17 protein-coding genes are annotated in these 14491 nt (G+C 66.2%); 10 read left to right on the top strand and 7 right to left on the bottom strand.

Features of this window, described 5'->3' with window-relative positions:
- Positions 1–33: 33 nt before the first annotated feature.
- Positions 34–225, bottom strand: a complete 192-nt coding sequence (locus E0E05_RS13820) for a type II toxin-antitoxin system HicA family toxin (protein ID WP_131617248.1) — start codon at positions 223–225, stop codon at positions 34–36.
- A 108-nt stretch (positions 226–333) separates the two neighbouring features.
- Between E0E05_RS13820 and E0E05_RS13815 the strand changes: the two genes are divergently transcribed.
- From E0E05_RS13815 to E0E05_RS13800, 4 genes are all read left to right on the top strand, one after another.
- Entirely contained in the window at positions 334–2244 is a 1911-nt protein-coding gene (locus E0E05_RS13815; RefSeq protein WP_131617247.1) for an ABC transporter ATP-binding protein, read from the top strand.
- Between the two features lie 155 nt (positions 2245–2399).
- Positions 2400–2978, top strand: a complete 579-nt coding sequence (gene petA / locus E0E05_RS13810; RefSeq protein WP_428977580.1) for a ubiquinol-cytochrome c reductase iron-sulfur subunit — start codon at positions 2400–2402, stop codon at positions 2976–2978.
- 11 nt (positions 2979–2989) lie between these two features.
- Entirely contained in the window at positions 2990–4303 is a 1314-nt protein-coding gene (locus E0E05_RS13805; protein WP_131617246.1) for a cytochrome b, read from the top strand.
- A gap of 30 nt (positions 4304–4333) precedes the next feature.
- Positions 4334–5167, top strand: a complete 834-nt coding sequence (locus tag E0E05_RS13800) for a cytochrome c1 (protein WP_131617245.1) — start codon at positions 4334–4336, stop codon at positions 5165–5167.
- 53 nt (positions 5168–5220) lie between these two features.
- Here the strand turns inward: E0E05_RS13800 and E0E05_RS17400 are convergent, their stop codons facing one another.
- Both E0E05_RS17400 and E0E05_RS17395 read right to left on the bottom strand, forming a co-directional pair.
- Entirely contained in the window at positions 5221–5559 is a 339-nt protein-coding gene (locus E0E05_RS17400; RefSeq protein ID WP_158629377.1) for a type II toxin-antitoxin system PemK/MazF family toxin, read from the bottom strand.
- On the bottom strand, positions 5540–5899 hold the full coding sequence (locus E0E05_RS17395; RefSeq protein ID WP_158629376.1) for a hypothetical protein: 360 nt from the start codon (positions 5897–5899) through the stop codon (positions 5540–5542). The genes E0E05_RS17400 and E0E05_RS17395 overlap by 20 nt, the downstream gene beginning before the upstream one ends.
- Before the next feature lie 125 nt (positions 5900–6024).
- Here E0E05_RS17395 and E0E05_RS13790 point away from each other — a divergent pair, with 125 nt between their 5' ends.
- From E0E05_RS13790 to E0E05_RS13780, 3 genes are all read left to right on the top strand, one after another.
- A complete protein-coding gene (locus tag E0E05_RS13790; protein WP_131617243.1) occupies positions 6025–6570 on the top strand; it encodes an adenine phosphoribosyltransferase in 546 nt (181 codons plus the stop codon).
- A gap of 6 nt (positions 6571–6576) precedes the next feature.
- Positions 6577–7452 (top strand): DMT family transporter, encoded by an 876-nt coding sequence (locus E0E05_RS13785; protein ID WP_131617242.1) that lies wholly within the window; start codon positions 6577–6579, stop codon positions 7450–7452.
- A gap of 69 nt (positions 7453–7521) precedes the next feature.
- A complete protein-coding gene (locus E0E05_RS13780) occupies positions 7522–7731 on the top strand; it encodes a YgaP family membrane protein (RefSeq protein ID WP_131617241.1) in 210 nt (69 codons plus the stop codon).
- Between the two features lie 2 nt (positions 7732–7733).
- On the opposite strand, the gene E0E05_RS13775 is transcribed toward E0E05_RS13780, so the two are convergent.
- Together E0E05_RS13775 and ychF are read right to left on the bottom strand one after the other, a co-directional pair.
- Entirely contained in the window at positions 7734–8390 is a 657-nt protein-coding gene (locus tag E0E05_RS13775; protein ID WP_131617240.1) for a hypothetical protein, read from the bottom strand.
- Between the two features lie 60 nt (positions 8391–8450).
- On the bottom strand, positions 8451–9554 hold the full coding sequence (gene ychF, locus E0E05_RS13770) for a redox-regulated ATPase YchF (protein WP_131617239.1): 1104 nt from the start codon (positions 9552–9554) through the stop codon (positions 8451–8453).
- A gap of 1599 nt (positions 9555–11153) precedes the next feature.
- Between ychF and E0E05_RS13765 the strand changes: the two genes are divergently transcribed.
- Genes E0E05_RS13765 through E0E05_RS13755 form a run of 3 tightly spaced genes read left to right on the top strand, consistent with a single transcriptional unit; the run spans position 11154 to position 12758 of the window.
- Complete coding sequence (locus tag E0E05_RS13765) at positions 11154–11612, top strand: PepSY domain-containing protein (RefSeq protein ID WP_131617238.1); 459 nt, start codon at positions 11154–11156, stop codon at positions 11610–11612.
- Positions 11612–12205, top strand: coding sequence for a cytochrome b/b6 domain-containing protein (locus E0E05_RS13760; protein WP_131617237.1), 594 nt, complete (start codon positions 11612–11614; stop codon positions 12203–12205). Before E0E05_RS13765 ends, E0E05_RS13760 begins: the two co-directional genes overlap by 1 nt.
- Positions 12206–12221: 16 nt before the next feature.
- Positions 12222–12758, top strand: coding sequence for a helix-turn-helix transcriptional regulator (locus E0E05_RS13755; protein WP_210215716.1), 537 nt, complete (start codon positions 12222–12224; stop codon positions 12756–12758).
- Positions 12759–12801: 43 nt separating this feature from the next.
- Here the strand turns inward: E0E05_RS13755 and pth are convergent, their stop codons facing one another.
- Positions 12802–13557 carry an aminoacyl-tRNA hydrolase gene (gene pth, locus E0E05_RS13750; protein ID WP_131617236.1) on the bottom strand — a complete coding sequence of 252 codons (756 nt, stop codon included), beginning with the start codon at positions 13555–13557 and terminating at the stop codon, positions 12802–12804.
- Positions 13558–13584: 27 nt separating this feature from the next.
- Positions 13585–14271 (bottom strand): 50S ribosomal protein L25/general stress protein Ctc, encoded by a 687-nt coding sequence (locus E0E05_RS13745; protein ID WP_131617235.1) that lies wholly within the window; start codon positions 14269–14271, stop codon positions 13585–13587.
- Positions 14272–14491 lie beyond the last annotated feature (220 nt).

Below are 14491 nucleotides of genomic sequence, written 5' to 3'. Positions count from 1 at the left end.
CTGAACCGGTTTCCGAGCGGCCGTCTTCGGGCCTCATTGAAGGCCCAGCTGCTTCATGATGCGCTCGATGCGTCTCGGATTGAGATCGCTTTGCACCGTCGTTCTCTTGTCGCCCACACGGACAATGTAGTGCGACCCCGCACCGCGACTGGTATCCAATTCGAACTCGAGCCCGTTCTTGCGGGCGATCCTGCGAAGCCTGCGGATGAATTGCGTCCGTGTCATCACAGCTCCGTCCGGCGGCATATTCTCGGACATTTAAGTCCGAACTTCAAGGCCGAACGATCCGCCGATCGACACATCGGTCAGGTCGAGGCGGAAGGAGGCAGATAGATGGCCCGCTACGGCAACACCTACCAGGATCCCGATCCGGCCTATCGCGACACCGACCATCCGGTCTGGAACCGGGTCGAGCGGTTCGTCGATCCGTTCGAGGACACCGACCGCGCGGTGCTGCCGAAGAACACCTGGCAGTTCATCGCCTATTTCGCCCGGCAGGCGAAATGGCCGTTCGTCATCCTGCTGTTCGTCGGCGGGCTGGTCGGCGCGGTCGATGCGGCGCTCTATTGGAGTGTCGGCTGGCTGATCGACATTCTCGACAATTCGACACCCGAAACGCTGTTGCGCGACCACTGGCCGGCGCTTCTGGGTTTCCTGCTCCTCCTGCTCGTCGTCAGGGCGGCGGTGATGGTTGCGGCGGCGATCATCGAGCAGCAGGTGATCGTGCCGCGCTTTTACACCATGGTGCGCTGGCAGTCGTTCCGACGGGTGATCGAACAGCCCTACGCCTTCTTCCAGGACGATTTCGCCGGCCGCATCGCCACCAAGATCCTGCAGGCGGGCGAATCGGTCGGCGATTTCATCCTGACGTCGCTGCAATCGCTTTGGTCGTTCCTGACCTTCATCGTTCTCACCTTCGCGGTGCTGGCGGCACTCGACTGGCGCATGGCGGTGGTGGTCGCGGTCTGGGGCGCCGGCTACGCGGCGATCGTTCGCTATCTGCTGCCGCGCCTCAGGGCGGCCGGCAAGAACAACGCCAACGAGCGCTCGGTGCTGAACGGGCGGCTGGTCGACATCTTCACCAACATCCTGACGGTCAAGCTGTTCGACACCGGCCGCAAGGAGCATGGCGACGTCAAGGGAGCGCTCGGCAACTATATGGGGGCCGTCACCCATCTGACGCGCATGATCACGCTGGTGCGCACGGCCGTCGCCGTTCTCAACGGGATGATGATGAGCGCGGTCGGCGTGCTCGCCGTGCAGGGCTGGATGGCCGGGACCATCTCGACGGGTGCGATCGCGGCGACGATGGGCCTCGTTTTCCGGCTCAACCAGATGTCGGGCTGGATGATGTTCAACATCAACGGGCTGATCCGCGCCTTCTCGACGGTTCAGGACGCGGTGGAGACGATCTCGGTGGAGCCGAAGATCCGCGACCGCGCCGATGCGGTCGAACTGGCGCGCACGACCGGCCACATCCGCTTCGAGAATGTTCGCTTCAACTATGGCAAGGACGATACGCGCCTGTTCGAGGGGCTCGATCTCGACATCGCCCCCGGCGAGAAGGTCGGGCTGGTCGGCCCGTCCGGCGCCGGCAAGTCGACCATCGTGTCGCTGATGCTGCGCCTGTTCGAACCGGAGGCGGGCCGCATCACGATCGACGGCACCGACATCGCCGACGTCACCCAGGTCTCGCTGAGGCGCCAGTTCGGCGTGGTCAGCCAGGAGCCGTCGCTGCTGCACCGCTCGCTGCGCGACAACATCGCCTATGGCCGGCACGGCGTCAGCGGAGAGGAGATCGAGGCGGCCGCCAGGAAGGCCAAGGCGCACGAGTTCATTCTGGACGCGCGCGACCCGCGCGGCCGGCGCGGCTATGACGCCCATGTCGGCGAGCGCGGCATCAAGCTGTCGGGCGGCCAGCGCCAGAGGGTCGCCATCGCCCGCGTCATGCTCAAGGATGCGCCGATCCTGATCCTCGACGAGGCGACATCGGCGCTCGATTCGGAGATCGAGGCGGCGATCCAGGACAATCTGGCCGAACTGATGGAAGGCAAGACCGTCGTCGCCATCGCGCACCGGCTGTCGACCATCGCCGCGATGGACCGGCTGGTGGTCGTCGAGAACGGCCGGATCGTGCAGATGGGGCGGCACGACGAACTGCTGCGCGACGAGGACGGGCTCTATGCGCGCATGTGGACGCGGCAGTCGGGCGGTTTCCTCAGTTTCGCCGAAGCGGCCGAATAGGCGCGGGCGGCCATTTGCGACACAGTGTCGTCCTGCGATCGTCTAGGGTGGACAAGCGGGGCAGGCCGGAATAGTTACCTCGCCGAATTGCGGCGGAAAAGCGCGCAAATCCTGACTTTTAGACACCGAATTTATTGGCCAGGAAAGGACGTCTCGTGACAGACGCGACCCACAACGAAACGGGCCAGGGGCAGGACGGCGAAATGCCGACCCGCCGTGACTTCATCTATGTTGCGACGGGCATGGTCGGCGCGGTCGGCGCCGCCGCGGCGCTGTGGCCGTTCATCGACCAGATGCGCCCCGATGCGGACGTGCGCGCGGCCGGCCTGCCGATCGATGTCGATCTGAGCGCGATCGAGCCGGGCGGCACGATCATCGTGACGTGGCGTTCGAACCCCTACTTCGTGCGGCACCTGACCGAGGAAGAGATCGCCTCCGCGTCCGAACTGACCGAGGGCGACATGAAGGACTATGCGCCGGTCGACGGGCGCATCGCGGCCGCCGAAGAGTCGGCCAACCCCGAATGGGTGATCGTCTCGGCCACCTGCACCCATCTGGGCTGCGTGCCCAACACGGTCGACAACGCGCCGGAAGGCTGGTTCTGCCCGTGCCACGGCTCGGTGTTCGACATGACCGGCCGCATCCTGCGCGGCCCCGCGCCGATCAACCTGCCGCTGCCGCCCTATGTGTTCGCCGACGCCACCACGCTGGTGGTCGGAACCGACCAGGCCTAGGAGTTCATTCGATGAGCAAGCTTGAACATCACGGCACTTACACACCGACGACCGGCGTCGGCAAATGGGTCGACGCGCGCATGCCGCTGCCGCGACTCATGTACGACAGTTTCGTCGCCTACCCGGTGCCGCGCAACCTCAACTACGCCTACACGTTCGGCGGCATCCTCTCGATCTTCCTGGTCATCCAGATCCTTACCGGCGTGGTGCTCGCCATGCACTATGTGCCGAGCGCCGACGAGGCGTTCGACAGCGTCGAGCACATCATGCGCGACGTCAATTCGGGCTGGCTGCTGCGCTACATGCACCAGAACGGCGCGCACTTCTTCTTCCTGGCGGTGTATCTGCACATCTTCCGCGGGCTCTACTACGGCTCCTACAAGGCGCCGCGCGAGCTCCTGTGGATCCTGGGCTGCATCATCTATCTCTTGATGATGGCGACCGCCTTCATGGGCTACGTGCTGCCCTGGGGCCAGATGTCCTTCTGGGGCGCCACGGTGATCACCGGCTTCTTCACCGCCTTCCCGGTGGTCGGCGAGCCGATCCAGCAGCTTCTGCTGGGTGGATACGCGGTCGGCGATCCGACGCTGAACCGGTTCTTCTCGCTGCACTACCTGCTGCCGTTCATGATCGCCGGTGTCGTCATCCTGCACGTTTGGGCGCTGCACGTGACCGGCCAGACCAATCCGACCGGCATCGAGGTGAAGTCGAAGACCGACACCGTCCCGTTCACGCCCTATGCGACGATCAAGGATGCGTTCGCGCTGGTCGTGTTCCTGGCGCTCTATGCCTACTTCGTCTTCTACATGCCCAACTTCCTGGGCCACGCGGACAACTACATCCCGGCCGACCCGATGGTGACGCCCGCGCACATCGTGCCCGAATGGTACTTCCTGCCGTTCTACGCGATCCTGCGCGCCATCACCTTCGACATCGGTCCGATCACCTCCAAGCTCGGCGGCGTGATCGCGATGTTCGGCGCCGTGGCGATCCTGTTCGTCGTGCCTTGGCTGGATACGTCCAAGGTGCGCTCGGCGGTCTACCGGCCCTGGTACAAGCTGTTCTTCTGGCTGTTCGTGATCAACGCGATCTTCCTTGGCTGGCTCGGTTCGCAGCCCGCCGAAGGGGTCTATGTCGCGCTCGCCCAGTTCGGTACGGCGTTCTACTTCGCCTTCTTCCTGATCGTCATGCCGCTTCTGGGGCTGATCGAGAAGCCAAGGCGCACGCCCAATTCGATCACCGAGGCGGTTCTGGACCGCTCGTCCAAGGGTTCGGGCGCGCCGCAGGTCGGCGCGGCCACCGCGGCCCCGGACGACAGGGCCTGACGGCCGGCAGCAAGGGACAAGGACAAGGCAATGAAACAGATGATTGCAAGGCTCGCTGTCGCCGCCGTCGCCATGACCGTCATGGCAGGAGGCGCGTTCGCGGCCGAATATCCCAAGAACAAGCCGCGCGAGCAGAGCTGGACCTTCGCCGGCCCGTTCGGCACGTTCGATCAGGCCCAGCTTCAGCGCGGTCTGAAGATCTACACCGAGAACTGCTCGGCATGCCACGCGCTCAGCCGGGTGAACTTCCGCAACCTGGCGGACCTTGGCTACTCGCCCGAGCAGATCGAGGCGCTCGCCTCGCAGTACGAGGTCGAGGACGGTCCGGACGAGTTCGGCGACATGTTCTTCCGGCCGGCCACCGCCGCCGACGCCTTCCCATCGCCGTTCCCGAACGAGGAAGCGGCGCGGGCGGCCAATGCCGGTGCCTATCCGCCGGACCTTTCGCTGATCGCCAAGGCGAGGGCGCCCATCCGCGGCTTCCCCGCCTTCGTGCTCGACCCGTTCCGCATGTATACCGAGAACGGGCCGGACTACATCTATTCGCTGCTGACCGGCTACAAGGACGAGGTGCCCGAGGACGTCAACGTGCCCGAGGGCCTGTGGTACAACCCCTATTTCGCCAGCGGCGTGGCGCTGGCGATGGCGCCGCCGCTGTTCCCTGACATGCACGAATTCGACGACGGCACCGAGGCGACGGTCTCCAACATGGCCAAGGACGTTTCGGCGTTCCTGATGTGGACGGCCGAACCGCATCTCGAGGAGCGCAAGCAGCTCGGCTTCCGCGTGATGGTGTTCCTGCTGATCTTCGCCGCGCTCCTGTATTTGTCCAAGAAGCAGGTCTGGTCGCGCGTCGAGCACTGACCCGATTTGTCGATCCGACGATCACGAAGGGCGTCCCGAGCGGGCGCCCTTCTTCATTTCGGACAGATGGCGCGCTCGACCGCGCGACGGATCGGTTGGCGATCGGGGTCGGCCAGAGAACCCAGGCGGCCGTGGACGAGATCGAGTTGCAGCGTGAAAAGCTTGAGCCGGACGACGCACGGCGTCCGCAGTCCAGCTTCGCGGTAGCTGACGATGGCAACGTCGCTGGGCCACCGCGTGTTGGCGGCCGTGGTGATCATCGCGCCGATCAGATGATTGTGCGCTTCGTGAAAGGTCCGGTCGCTCAGGACGGCGACGGGGCGGACCTTCTGCCCGCGCTTTTCCGTGAACGGGAACCGCGTAAGCGCGACGTCAAAGCGGTCGAAGGTCACCGAACGCCGCTTCGTCCTCGGCCGACCGCCATTCGTCCAGCGTTTCGTCGAGCATCTCCAGATAGCCGTCGCCCGCCGCGTCCGGCCATTCGATGCGCACGGCCTCGCCGCGCCGCGCCTGCAGCCTCCTCCAGACGATCGCCATGGCTCCGACCGGCTTGATGCCGTGCGTGGGTCGACCATCCTTGCCGGTCTTCATGCGAGCCCAACGCCCTTCGATGTCATCGACCCTGAGCGTGATCTGTTCGTCCTCCTCGAGCGCCGAAAGTCGACGCAGGAGCGCAGGTTCGCTCTCAAGCTGATTGAACCAGATCACGTCGTCGCGAATTTCGATCATCATCGCAATCGCCTCCAGAACGCGGCGAGAGTAGGGTGGGGCGGGGGTGGCGTCAACGCACGCCCTTTTCCTTTGCCGTTTGCCCGGCGCCTGTCTATCAAGGGCGCGTTTGTGTTCTGCCGGGGGCGATGCCGATGACGCTGACCGAAACGCTTGAAGCGGCCATCCGCTCGATACCGGACTATCCCAAGCCCGGAATCGTCTTCCGCGACATCACCACGCTGCTCGGCAACGCCTCGGCGTTCCGTCGGGCGATCGACGAACTCGTCCACCCCTATGCGGGCACCAAGATCGACAAGATCGCCGGCGTCGAGGCGCGCGGCTTCATCCTGGGCGGAGCGATGTCGCACCAGCTTTCGGCCGGCTTCGTGCCGATCCGCAAGAAGGGCAAGCTGCCGCACGAGACCGTTCGCATCGCCTACAGTCTCGAATATGGCGTCGACGAGATGGAGATGCACAAGGACGCGGTGAAGGCCGGCGAGAAGGTGATCCTCGTCGACGATCTGATCGCCACCGGCGGCACGGCCGAGGGCGCGGTCAAGCTCCTGCAGCAGATGGGCGCCGAGGTGGTCGCGTCCTGCTTCGTCATCGACCTGCCCGATCTCGGCGGCCGCCGGAAGATCGAGGCGCTCGGCGTGCCGGTGCGCACGCTGATCGAGTTCGAGGGCGACTGAGCCGCCATGGGACCGCGCGACATCGCGCTCGCCGCCTTCGTGGTCTCCATGTGGGGGCTGGGCTTCACCGTGCTCAAGCCGACGATGGAGCAGTTCCCGCCGATCCTGATCATGGCGATCAGCTTCGCGGTCACGGCGCTGGCGCTGATCGCCTTCGAGCGGCGGCGGCCGGTGACCTCGCACCTGTCCGGTGCGCTGATTGCGCTGTTTGCGGTCTCCGGGCAGGCGGCGCTGATCTTCTCGGCCCTGTCGGGTCTTGAGGCGTCGACGGGCGTGATCATCGCCCAGTTCCAGGTCCCGCTTTCGGTGCTGTGGGCGTGGGCGCTGCGCACCGAACCGTTCGCGCCGGCCAAGCTCGGCGCCTTTGTCGTCGCGCTGGTCGGCGTCGTCATCATCGCCGGGTTGCCGGCCGAGCGTCCGGCGCCGTTCTACGTGGCGCTGATGATCGTCGGCGGCGCGGTCTGGGGGCTCGGCCAGGTGCTGATCGCAAAGCTCGGCCGCGACGACGGCGCGGTGCTTCTGAAGCGCGTCGCGCTGCACGGGGCGGCGCAACTGGTGGTGTTCACGCTCATCTTCGAAACCGGTCAGTGGACCGCGCTGACCACCGCATCGCCGGCCGCCTGGGCGGGCCTTGCCTTCATCGCGCTGGTTGCCTTCGCGCTTGCCTACGTCATCTGGTTCGACCTGATGCGGCGCAACCCGGTCAGCCAGGTGACGCCGTTCATCATGCTGATGCCGGCGGTTTCGGTGGTGGCGAGCATCGTGTTCCTGGGCGAACGGCCCGGCTGGCCGATCTTCGCGGGCGGGGCGCTGATCCTTGCCGGGCTGGCGATCTCGTCGGGCATCGTGCGCATCGGGCCGCGCAATTCCTCGGCGGTTTGATCTGCCGCAAGGCGCGTCCATTCACGTTCGTCAATATAGGCCATCCTTCGCAACCATGGGAGATGGACCATGTTCAACGTCAATGTCGGCAGCACCGACCGAATGATCCGCATCGTCACCGGTATCGTCCTTCTGGCGCTGTTCTTCGTGATCGAAATGGGCGCCTGGGGCTGGCTCGTCGCGCTGGTCGGCGTGGTGCTGCTCGCGACCGGGCTGATGTCGCGCTGCGCGCTCTATTCGCTCCTGGGCATCGACACGCGCGGCAACAAGGCCACCTGACCTCACGCGCCGCCGAGCACGACGATGAAATAGGCCGGCACCGCCACATAGGCGACCAGCAGCAGCGCGGTCAGCGCCCGCACCCAAAGCGCGCGGAAGCGGCGGAAGACGATGATGGACAGCAGCACGCCGAGCGCCGCCTCGAGCAGCGAGAACTGCGTGCCGAAATGGCGCGGGTCCCAGTAGCTGACCGGCGAGACGAAGCGCCAGTCGGTCAGCGGCCAGAAATGCGGGTGCGCGTCGCCGACATGCACCGGCAGGTCGCCGGCCAGATGGGTCAGCGCGGCGAGCGCGAACAAGAGCGCGACATTGGTGTGGCCGGGCGCCAGGAACCGGCCGAAGCCGGCGGGCGTCGCCCCGTGCGGGCCGGCCAGTTCGACCGAGGCCGGCCGGACGAGCGCGATGCCGAAGATGGCGACCAGCGCGTAGAGCGGCGCCGAATTGCCGATCGCCGTGAAGGTCGTCATCGGCTCGGCGAAATAGACCTCGTCCCACAGAAGCCGTTCGGGAATGCCGGCGATCTTCGACCAGACGAACAGCGCGTAGATGGCCGCGTCGGGCGCGAACGCGCCGGCCAGCACCGCCGCGTTCTGGCGGGCGGGGCGCTCGGGCCGGCAAAGGAGCGCGGCCGCGACCAGAAAATGGGTCTGGGTCATCATGGCCGGAAAAGCGTAGCGGCTGCTGCCGCGCCGGCCAGTCACGGTGCCGTGATGGCGCGCTCAAACATTGAACTTGAACAGCATCACGTCGCCGTCGCGGACGACATACTCCTTGCCCTCGTCACGGGCCTTGCCGGCTTCCTTGGCCGCCGTCTCGCCGCCGAGCCCGACATAATCGTCGAACGCGATGGTCTGGGCGCGGATGAAGCCCTTTTCGAAATCGGTGTGGATCTCGCCGGCCGCCTGCGGGGCCCTGGCGCCCTTCTTCACCGTCCAGGCGCGGCTTTCCTTGGGCCCGGCGGTGAAGAAGGTGATCAGGTCGAGCAACTCGTAACCGGCGCGGATCAGCCGGTCGAGGCCGGGTTCCTCGAGCCCGAGCGTGTCGAGGAACTCGGCCGCCTCGGCCCCGTCGAGCTGGGCGATCTCCGCCTCGATCGCCGCCGATATCACGATGGTCGAGGCGCCCTGTTCGGCGGCCACCGTTTCGACCGCCTGCGAATGGGCGTTGCCGGTCGCCGCCTCGTCTTCTGCGACGTTGCAGACATAGAGCACCGGCTTGGAGGTCAGAAGGTTCAGGCTCTTCAGGATCGCGAGATCCTCGGCGGCGATGCCCTCGAGCATCAGCCGCACGGGCTTGGACTCCTGCAGCAGCGCCAGCGCCCGCTCCATCACCGGCAGGATGGTGGTCGCCTCCTTGTCCTTGCCGGTGGCGCGCTTGCGCACCTGCACGATGCGCCGCTCGAGGCTGTCGAGATCGGCCAGCATCAGTTCGGTCTCGACCGTCTCGGCATCGGCGACCGGATCGACGCGGCCCTCGACATGGGTGACGTCGTCATCGTCGAAGCAGCGCAGCACGTGGACGATCGCGTCGACCTCGCGGATGTTGGCGAGGAACTGGTTGCCGAGCCCTTCGCCCTTGGAGGCGCCGCGCACCAGCCCGGCAATGTCGACAAAGGAAATCCGCGTGGGCACCACTTCCTTCGACCTGGCGATGGCGGCGATCTTGTCGAGGCGCGGGTCGGGCACCGCGACCTCGCCCGTGTTGGGCTCGATGGTGCAGAACGGGTAGTTGGCCGCCTGCGCGGCGGCGGTCCGCGTGAGCGCGTTGAACAGCGTCGACTTGCCGACATTGGGCAGGCCGACGATCCCGCATTTGAAGCCCATGGAAACGTCCTTTGGTGTGTGCGCCGCTATTTCGTGGAAGCGGGCCGAAGGGTCAAGGGGGAGGGGAATACACCGCCGTCATCCTTGGGCTTGACCCAAGGATGACGGCGTACGGGGTATGGCATCGCGCCTCCCTGTAACGACCGCACCAACGGTCCAACCGCTTGCCCCGCCCTTCGAGGCTCGCGGCCAATCCCCCTCATCCTGAGGTGCGAGCACAGCGAGCCTCGAAGGGCAAGGGGATTGGCGCTCGCACCTCAGGATGAGGCAAGCGGGCGCGCGTTCTCGGCACCGCGCTTCGTCGCCGAAGGCCGCAAGCGCAACCGCGCGTCGCCGACTTTTCGGCGCGCACGCGCTGCCGTCCCGCGCCAGCGGGACTGGCGTGAGCGAGCAGGAAGTCAGAACAACGGGCGGTCTGGAGAGCCGCGATCCGTAGTCATGTATGTTGCGGTCGCCAAACCGCCCGTCCGGCGGGCTTGCGGTGATCGCCATGCGGGCGCCGGCCCGCAGGCCGCTGTCCCCAGGCGTTGTGGCACCTTCATCTGCCGCACGGCATGACCGCCGCACCGAATCTCGGCCGCCCGGGGTCGGTCCCTGATCCACGAAGCGCCGACGGGCCATCGCCGGAACCGGACCGGAAACACGCTCCACACCTTCATTCCGCACCGGCTTGGGGGTTCAGCACCCGGACACGGCACCGCTGCCGCGTCCAACCGGTCCACCGCCGCGCCCGCCGCAAGGTGGTGGCCATCCGACGTTCCGAAGGGCGCGGTGGCAGGAGTATGGGGGAGGGGAAGGGTTGGGGGATAAGTTTTTCGGCGGCGGTCCGTCCGCCGTCATCCTTGTCCCCGCCGGAACGCCGAGGATGACGGGGGAGGGGCGAGGACGGGGCGCAGTTCGCCAATTGGGTGCAGCAAGCAAACCAATTGCCAGGGGGACGATGTAGGGGCGAGGGTGGGGATGAGCTCCTGGTCGGCGCTCCCACTCCGTCATCCTTGGGCTTGACCCAAGGATCCATTCCAGAGGCCTCTCCGCTCGCGTTGAACTCGCAATTGCAGGCGCGGTCGTAGCCCCTTTCTTCAGGCCCGGGCACGCCCCTTCGACGGAACGGAATGGATCCTCGGGTCAAGCCCGAGGATGACGGAGGGGAGGGTGGCCGCCCGCGTTGGGGTGCCAGTCGCAGGCGCCGGCCGCCCCACGGCCGTCATTCGGGACATGCGCAGCATGATCCGGAATCCAGTCGCGCGATCGTCGCGTCCCGGGCTCCGGATTCCGGGTTCGGCTGCGCCGCCGGCAATGACGGAGAAAGCGCATCGCCGCTGCGCGGAATGGATCCCCGGGTCTGGAGGCGGGGCAGCAGACGATCAACCAGGGTCGTTTGCCCGCCGGAACGCCGAGGATGACGGGGAGAGGGGAGTCGTCCTCCGGCCGACCGGCTGTGAGCGAATGCCGAAAGCTGCCGGCACGATCATGGCCCATAAGCGGACGCTTAAATGCGCCTCATAAGCCCACGGCCTATGGCGGTCCCACGATCTGCAGTCGCATCTTTGGGCCAGCAGCGCGGCTGAATGCGCCCGCTGGTCAATCGAGGAGACTGTCATGAAGAACAAAGCTGTGTATCTCGCCCTTTCCGCCGCCCTCGTGTCCGGGTCGGCCTATGCGCTCGATCTGGTCCCCGGCACCCAGTTGGGAACGGGGCTTGCCGCCATTTCGGGCGAACTCTCCGAAAGCGGCTTCGAAATCACCCGCTACGACAGGAACGCCGGCATGATCGAAGTCTACGCGGTCAAGGGCGATGTCCGTCACGAGGTCCATATCGATCCCGCGACTGGCAAGATCACGCGCGTGGAAAGCACAACGCGCCGCGGGCCGTCGCCGCTGCCCGGCGCAAGCGAGGAACAGGTTCGCGCGATGCTGGCCGACCAGGGCTACGAGATCATGACCTTCGAGCGCGAAAGGCGGAAAATCGAGGTCTACGCCAAGAAGGATGGTCGCCTGTGGGAGATCAAGGTGCATCCCGGAACCGGCGAAGTCCTCAGCGTGGAGGCCGAGGGTTGATGAGCGACCTGACGCGCGATTCGGCCGGTGTGCGGGTCTGGGACCCGCTCGTCCGGCTGACCCACTGGGGCATCGCACTGGCCGTGCTGGTCAATGGCGTCCTTCTCCGCGACGGCGACATTGTGCACATCTGGATCGGCTACGGCGCACTCGCGCTTCTCCTGCTACGGCTGTTGTGGGGTTTCATCGGCACCGAGAGCGCGCGCTTCAGCGCGTTTCCGCCGAACCTCCGAGGTGCCCTCGCACACTTGCGTTCCATGATCGCCGGCAGGCACAGCCGGTACCGGTCTCACAATCCTCTCGGCGCGCTCATGGTCTATGCCCTGTGGGCGACGCTCCTGGTCGTGGCGACGACGGGCGCCCTCATGCAAAGCGATCCCTTTCCGCAGGAAACGCATCAGGAGCGCTACGAGCAGGTCGAACATGAGCGAGGAGGCGAGAGCGAGGCCGGGGAGGCGATCGAAGAGGTGCACGAGGCGGCGGCAAATCTGCTATTGTTGCTGGCGGCCCTGCATGTAATCGGAGCATTCGCGGAGTCGCGCCTGTCCGGCCAGAACCTGATAACGGCGATGATCACGGGCCGCAGATCGTGATGCGAGGTATCGCAAGGTGACCTTTCAACGGGTCGGAGCGAAGCGCTGGCAGGTCAGGATACTCGCGGCCGTCCTCGCGACACAGGCGTTGGCGGCCGTCTTCTTCATGGCCGACGTCTCGCGCGACCTGCAATGGGGCGGTCTGACCGCACATTCGGGGCTCGAGGCGCTCGTGGCCGTGGCATTGGTGGTTGGAACGATGTTCGGCGCCGTGCAGATGCGCCGCATGCTGCAGCAGTTGCGCTACGCCGAAACCGGTATCATGGCGGCGTCCGGGGCTTTCTTCGAATTCATCGAGGCGCAGTTTCGCGACTGGCGTCTGACGCCCGCGGAGACCGACGTGGCGCTGCTGACGCTCAAGGGCCTCGACATACCGGAGATCGCGACCGTGCGCGGTGCGGCCGAGGGAACCGTGCGGGCGCAGCTTGCCAGCGTCTACGGCAAGGCCCGCGTGTCTAATCGCGGCCAGTTCGTCTCGCTGTTCATCGAAGACCTGCTGCAGCGTCCGCCGGTCCAGGCTGACGGCCGCAAGCCCGATCGTGGGGCGGCATAGGCCGGCGATGGGAGACCAGCCAAAACCGAAGACCGATTGCCGCCTACTTCCCCAACAACCGCTTCAGCATCTCCGCCATCGGGCCGGTCGGTTTGGCGTCGGGCGCCGATTGCCGGGCCTGGCGGATGTGGCTCTGGGGTTTGGCTTGCGGCTTGGTCTGCGGCTTGTTCGTCGCCTCGGCGGCTGGTTTGCCCTTGCCGGCGGGGGCGCCCGGCGCGCCCTTGGCCCTGTCGCCGACGGCCAGCGCCAGCTTGTTCATGAAGCCCGATTCATCGCCCGCGACCAGCATGGCGATGTTGTCACCCACCGCGTCGAGCAGCGGGTCGAGCCAGTCGGCATCGGCCTTTGCGAAATCGCCGAGCACGTGTGGCTGCACCCGCGCCTTGTCGCCCGGATGGCCGATGCCAAGGCGCACGCGGCGATAGTCCTTGCCGACATGGGCATCGAGCGACTTGATGCCGTTGTGCCCGCCCGTGCCGCCGCCGCGCTTGACGCGCACCTTGCCGGGCTGAAGGTCGAGTTCGTCGTAAAGGACGGTCAGGTCCTCGGGGCCGAGCTTGTAGAAACGCATCGCCTCGCCGACCGCCTGGCCGGACAGGTTCATGAAGGTCTGCGGCTTGATCACCAGCACCTTTTCGGAGCCGATGCGGCCCTCGGCGATCTCGGCGTTCCATTTGGTCTGCCAGGGGCCGAACGAAAAATGGCGGCGGACGATCGCGTCCGCCGCCATGAAGCCGATATTGTGCCGGTTGCCGGCATGGCGTGGACCGGGATTGCCGAGACCTGCGATGATGTGCATCGGTGCGTCTCCGTCCCCGGCGGCGCGTTATTCCTCGCCGCCTTCTTCCTCGCCTTCGCCTTCCCCTTCGGCGTCACCCTTCTGCTCGGTGGCCTCGACCTCGTCGGGCGCCACTTCGGCCTCTGCCTCTTCCTCGTCCGATTTCAGGCCGGCGGGCGAGGCGATCGTGGCCAGCGTGAAGTCGCGGTCGGTGATCGTCACCTCGACGCCTTCGGGCAGGGCGACCGAGGAGATCTTCAGCGCATCGCCGAGCTGGGCGCCGCTGAGATCGACGGTGAAATATTCGGGGATCGCGTCGGCCGGGCAGTTCACCTCGACCTCGTGGCGGACCACGTTCAGCACGCCGCCTTCGACGATGCCGGGCGCGTCCTCTTCGTTGACGAAGTGGACCGGGATGTTGACGGTCACGATCGTCTTGGCCGAGATGCGCAGGAAATCGACGTGCAGCACGAAATCCTTGACCGGCTCGAGCTGGTAGTCCTTGGCCAGCACCTTGTGCTTCTTGCCGCCGACCTCGATCTCGCCGACCGTGGTCAGGAAGCCGCCCTGCTGGATCTTCAGCCAGACGTCCTTGCGCGGCAGGGTGATGATCATGGGGGGCTTGTTGTCGCCGTAGATCACGGCGGGGATGTCGCCTTGGCGCCGAATGGCCCGGGCGGACCCCTTACCGACCCGGTCGCGCGCCTCGGCCGTGAGCACGTAGCCTTCGCTCATGGCTTTGTCCTTTCGAGGGCATATGGGAAGCGGGTGTGCAACCACACCGGCCGCTTGGCGGCCCGCCGCGCTGCCTCCAAGGGTGTCCGCGCGGGTGGCGGTGCCATAGAGCAAAAGCTCAAGGGGTGCAAGCGGCGGTGATCGCGCCGGCAAGCAGGTGGTTACGGGTCATGGCGAGGTTCCTGTTGCGGATGCGTCATCCCCGTGGCCAAGGTGCTGC

Origin of the sequence: Roseitalea porphyridii (assembly GCF_004331955.1) — a bacterium.
Classification (GTDB): Bacteria; Pseudomonadota; Alphaproteobacteria; order Rhizobiales; family Rhizobiaceae; genus Roseitalea; species Roseitalea porphyridii.
Note: the sequence above shows the minus strand (reverse complement) of the source record. Positions and strands in the feature narration are given on the sequence as shown.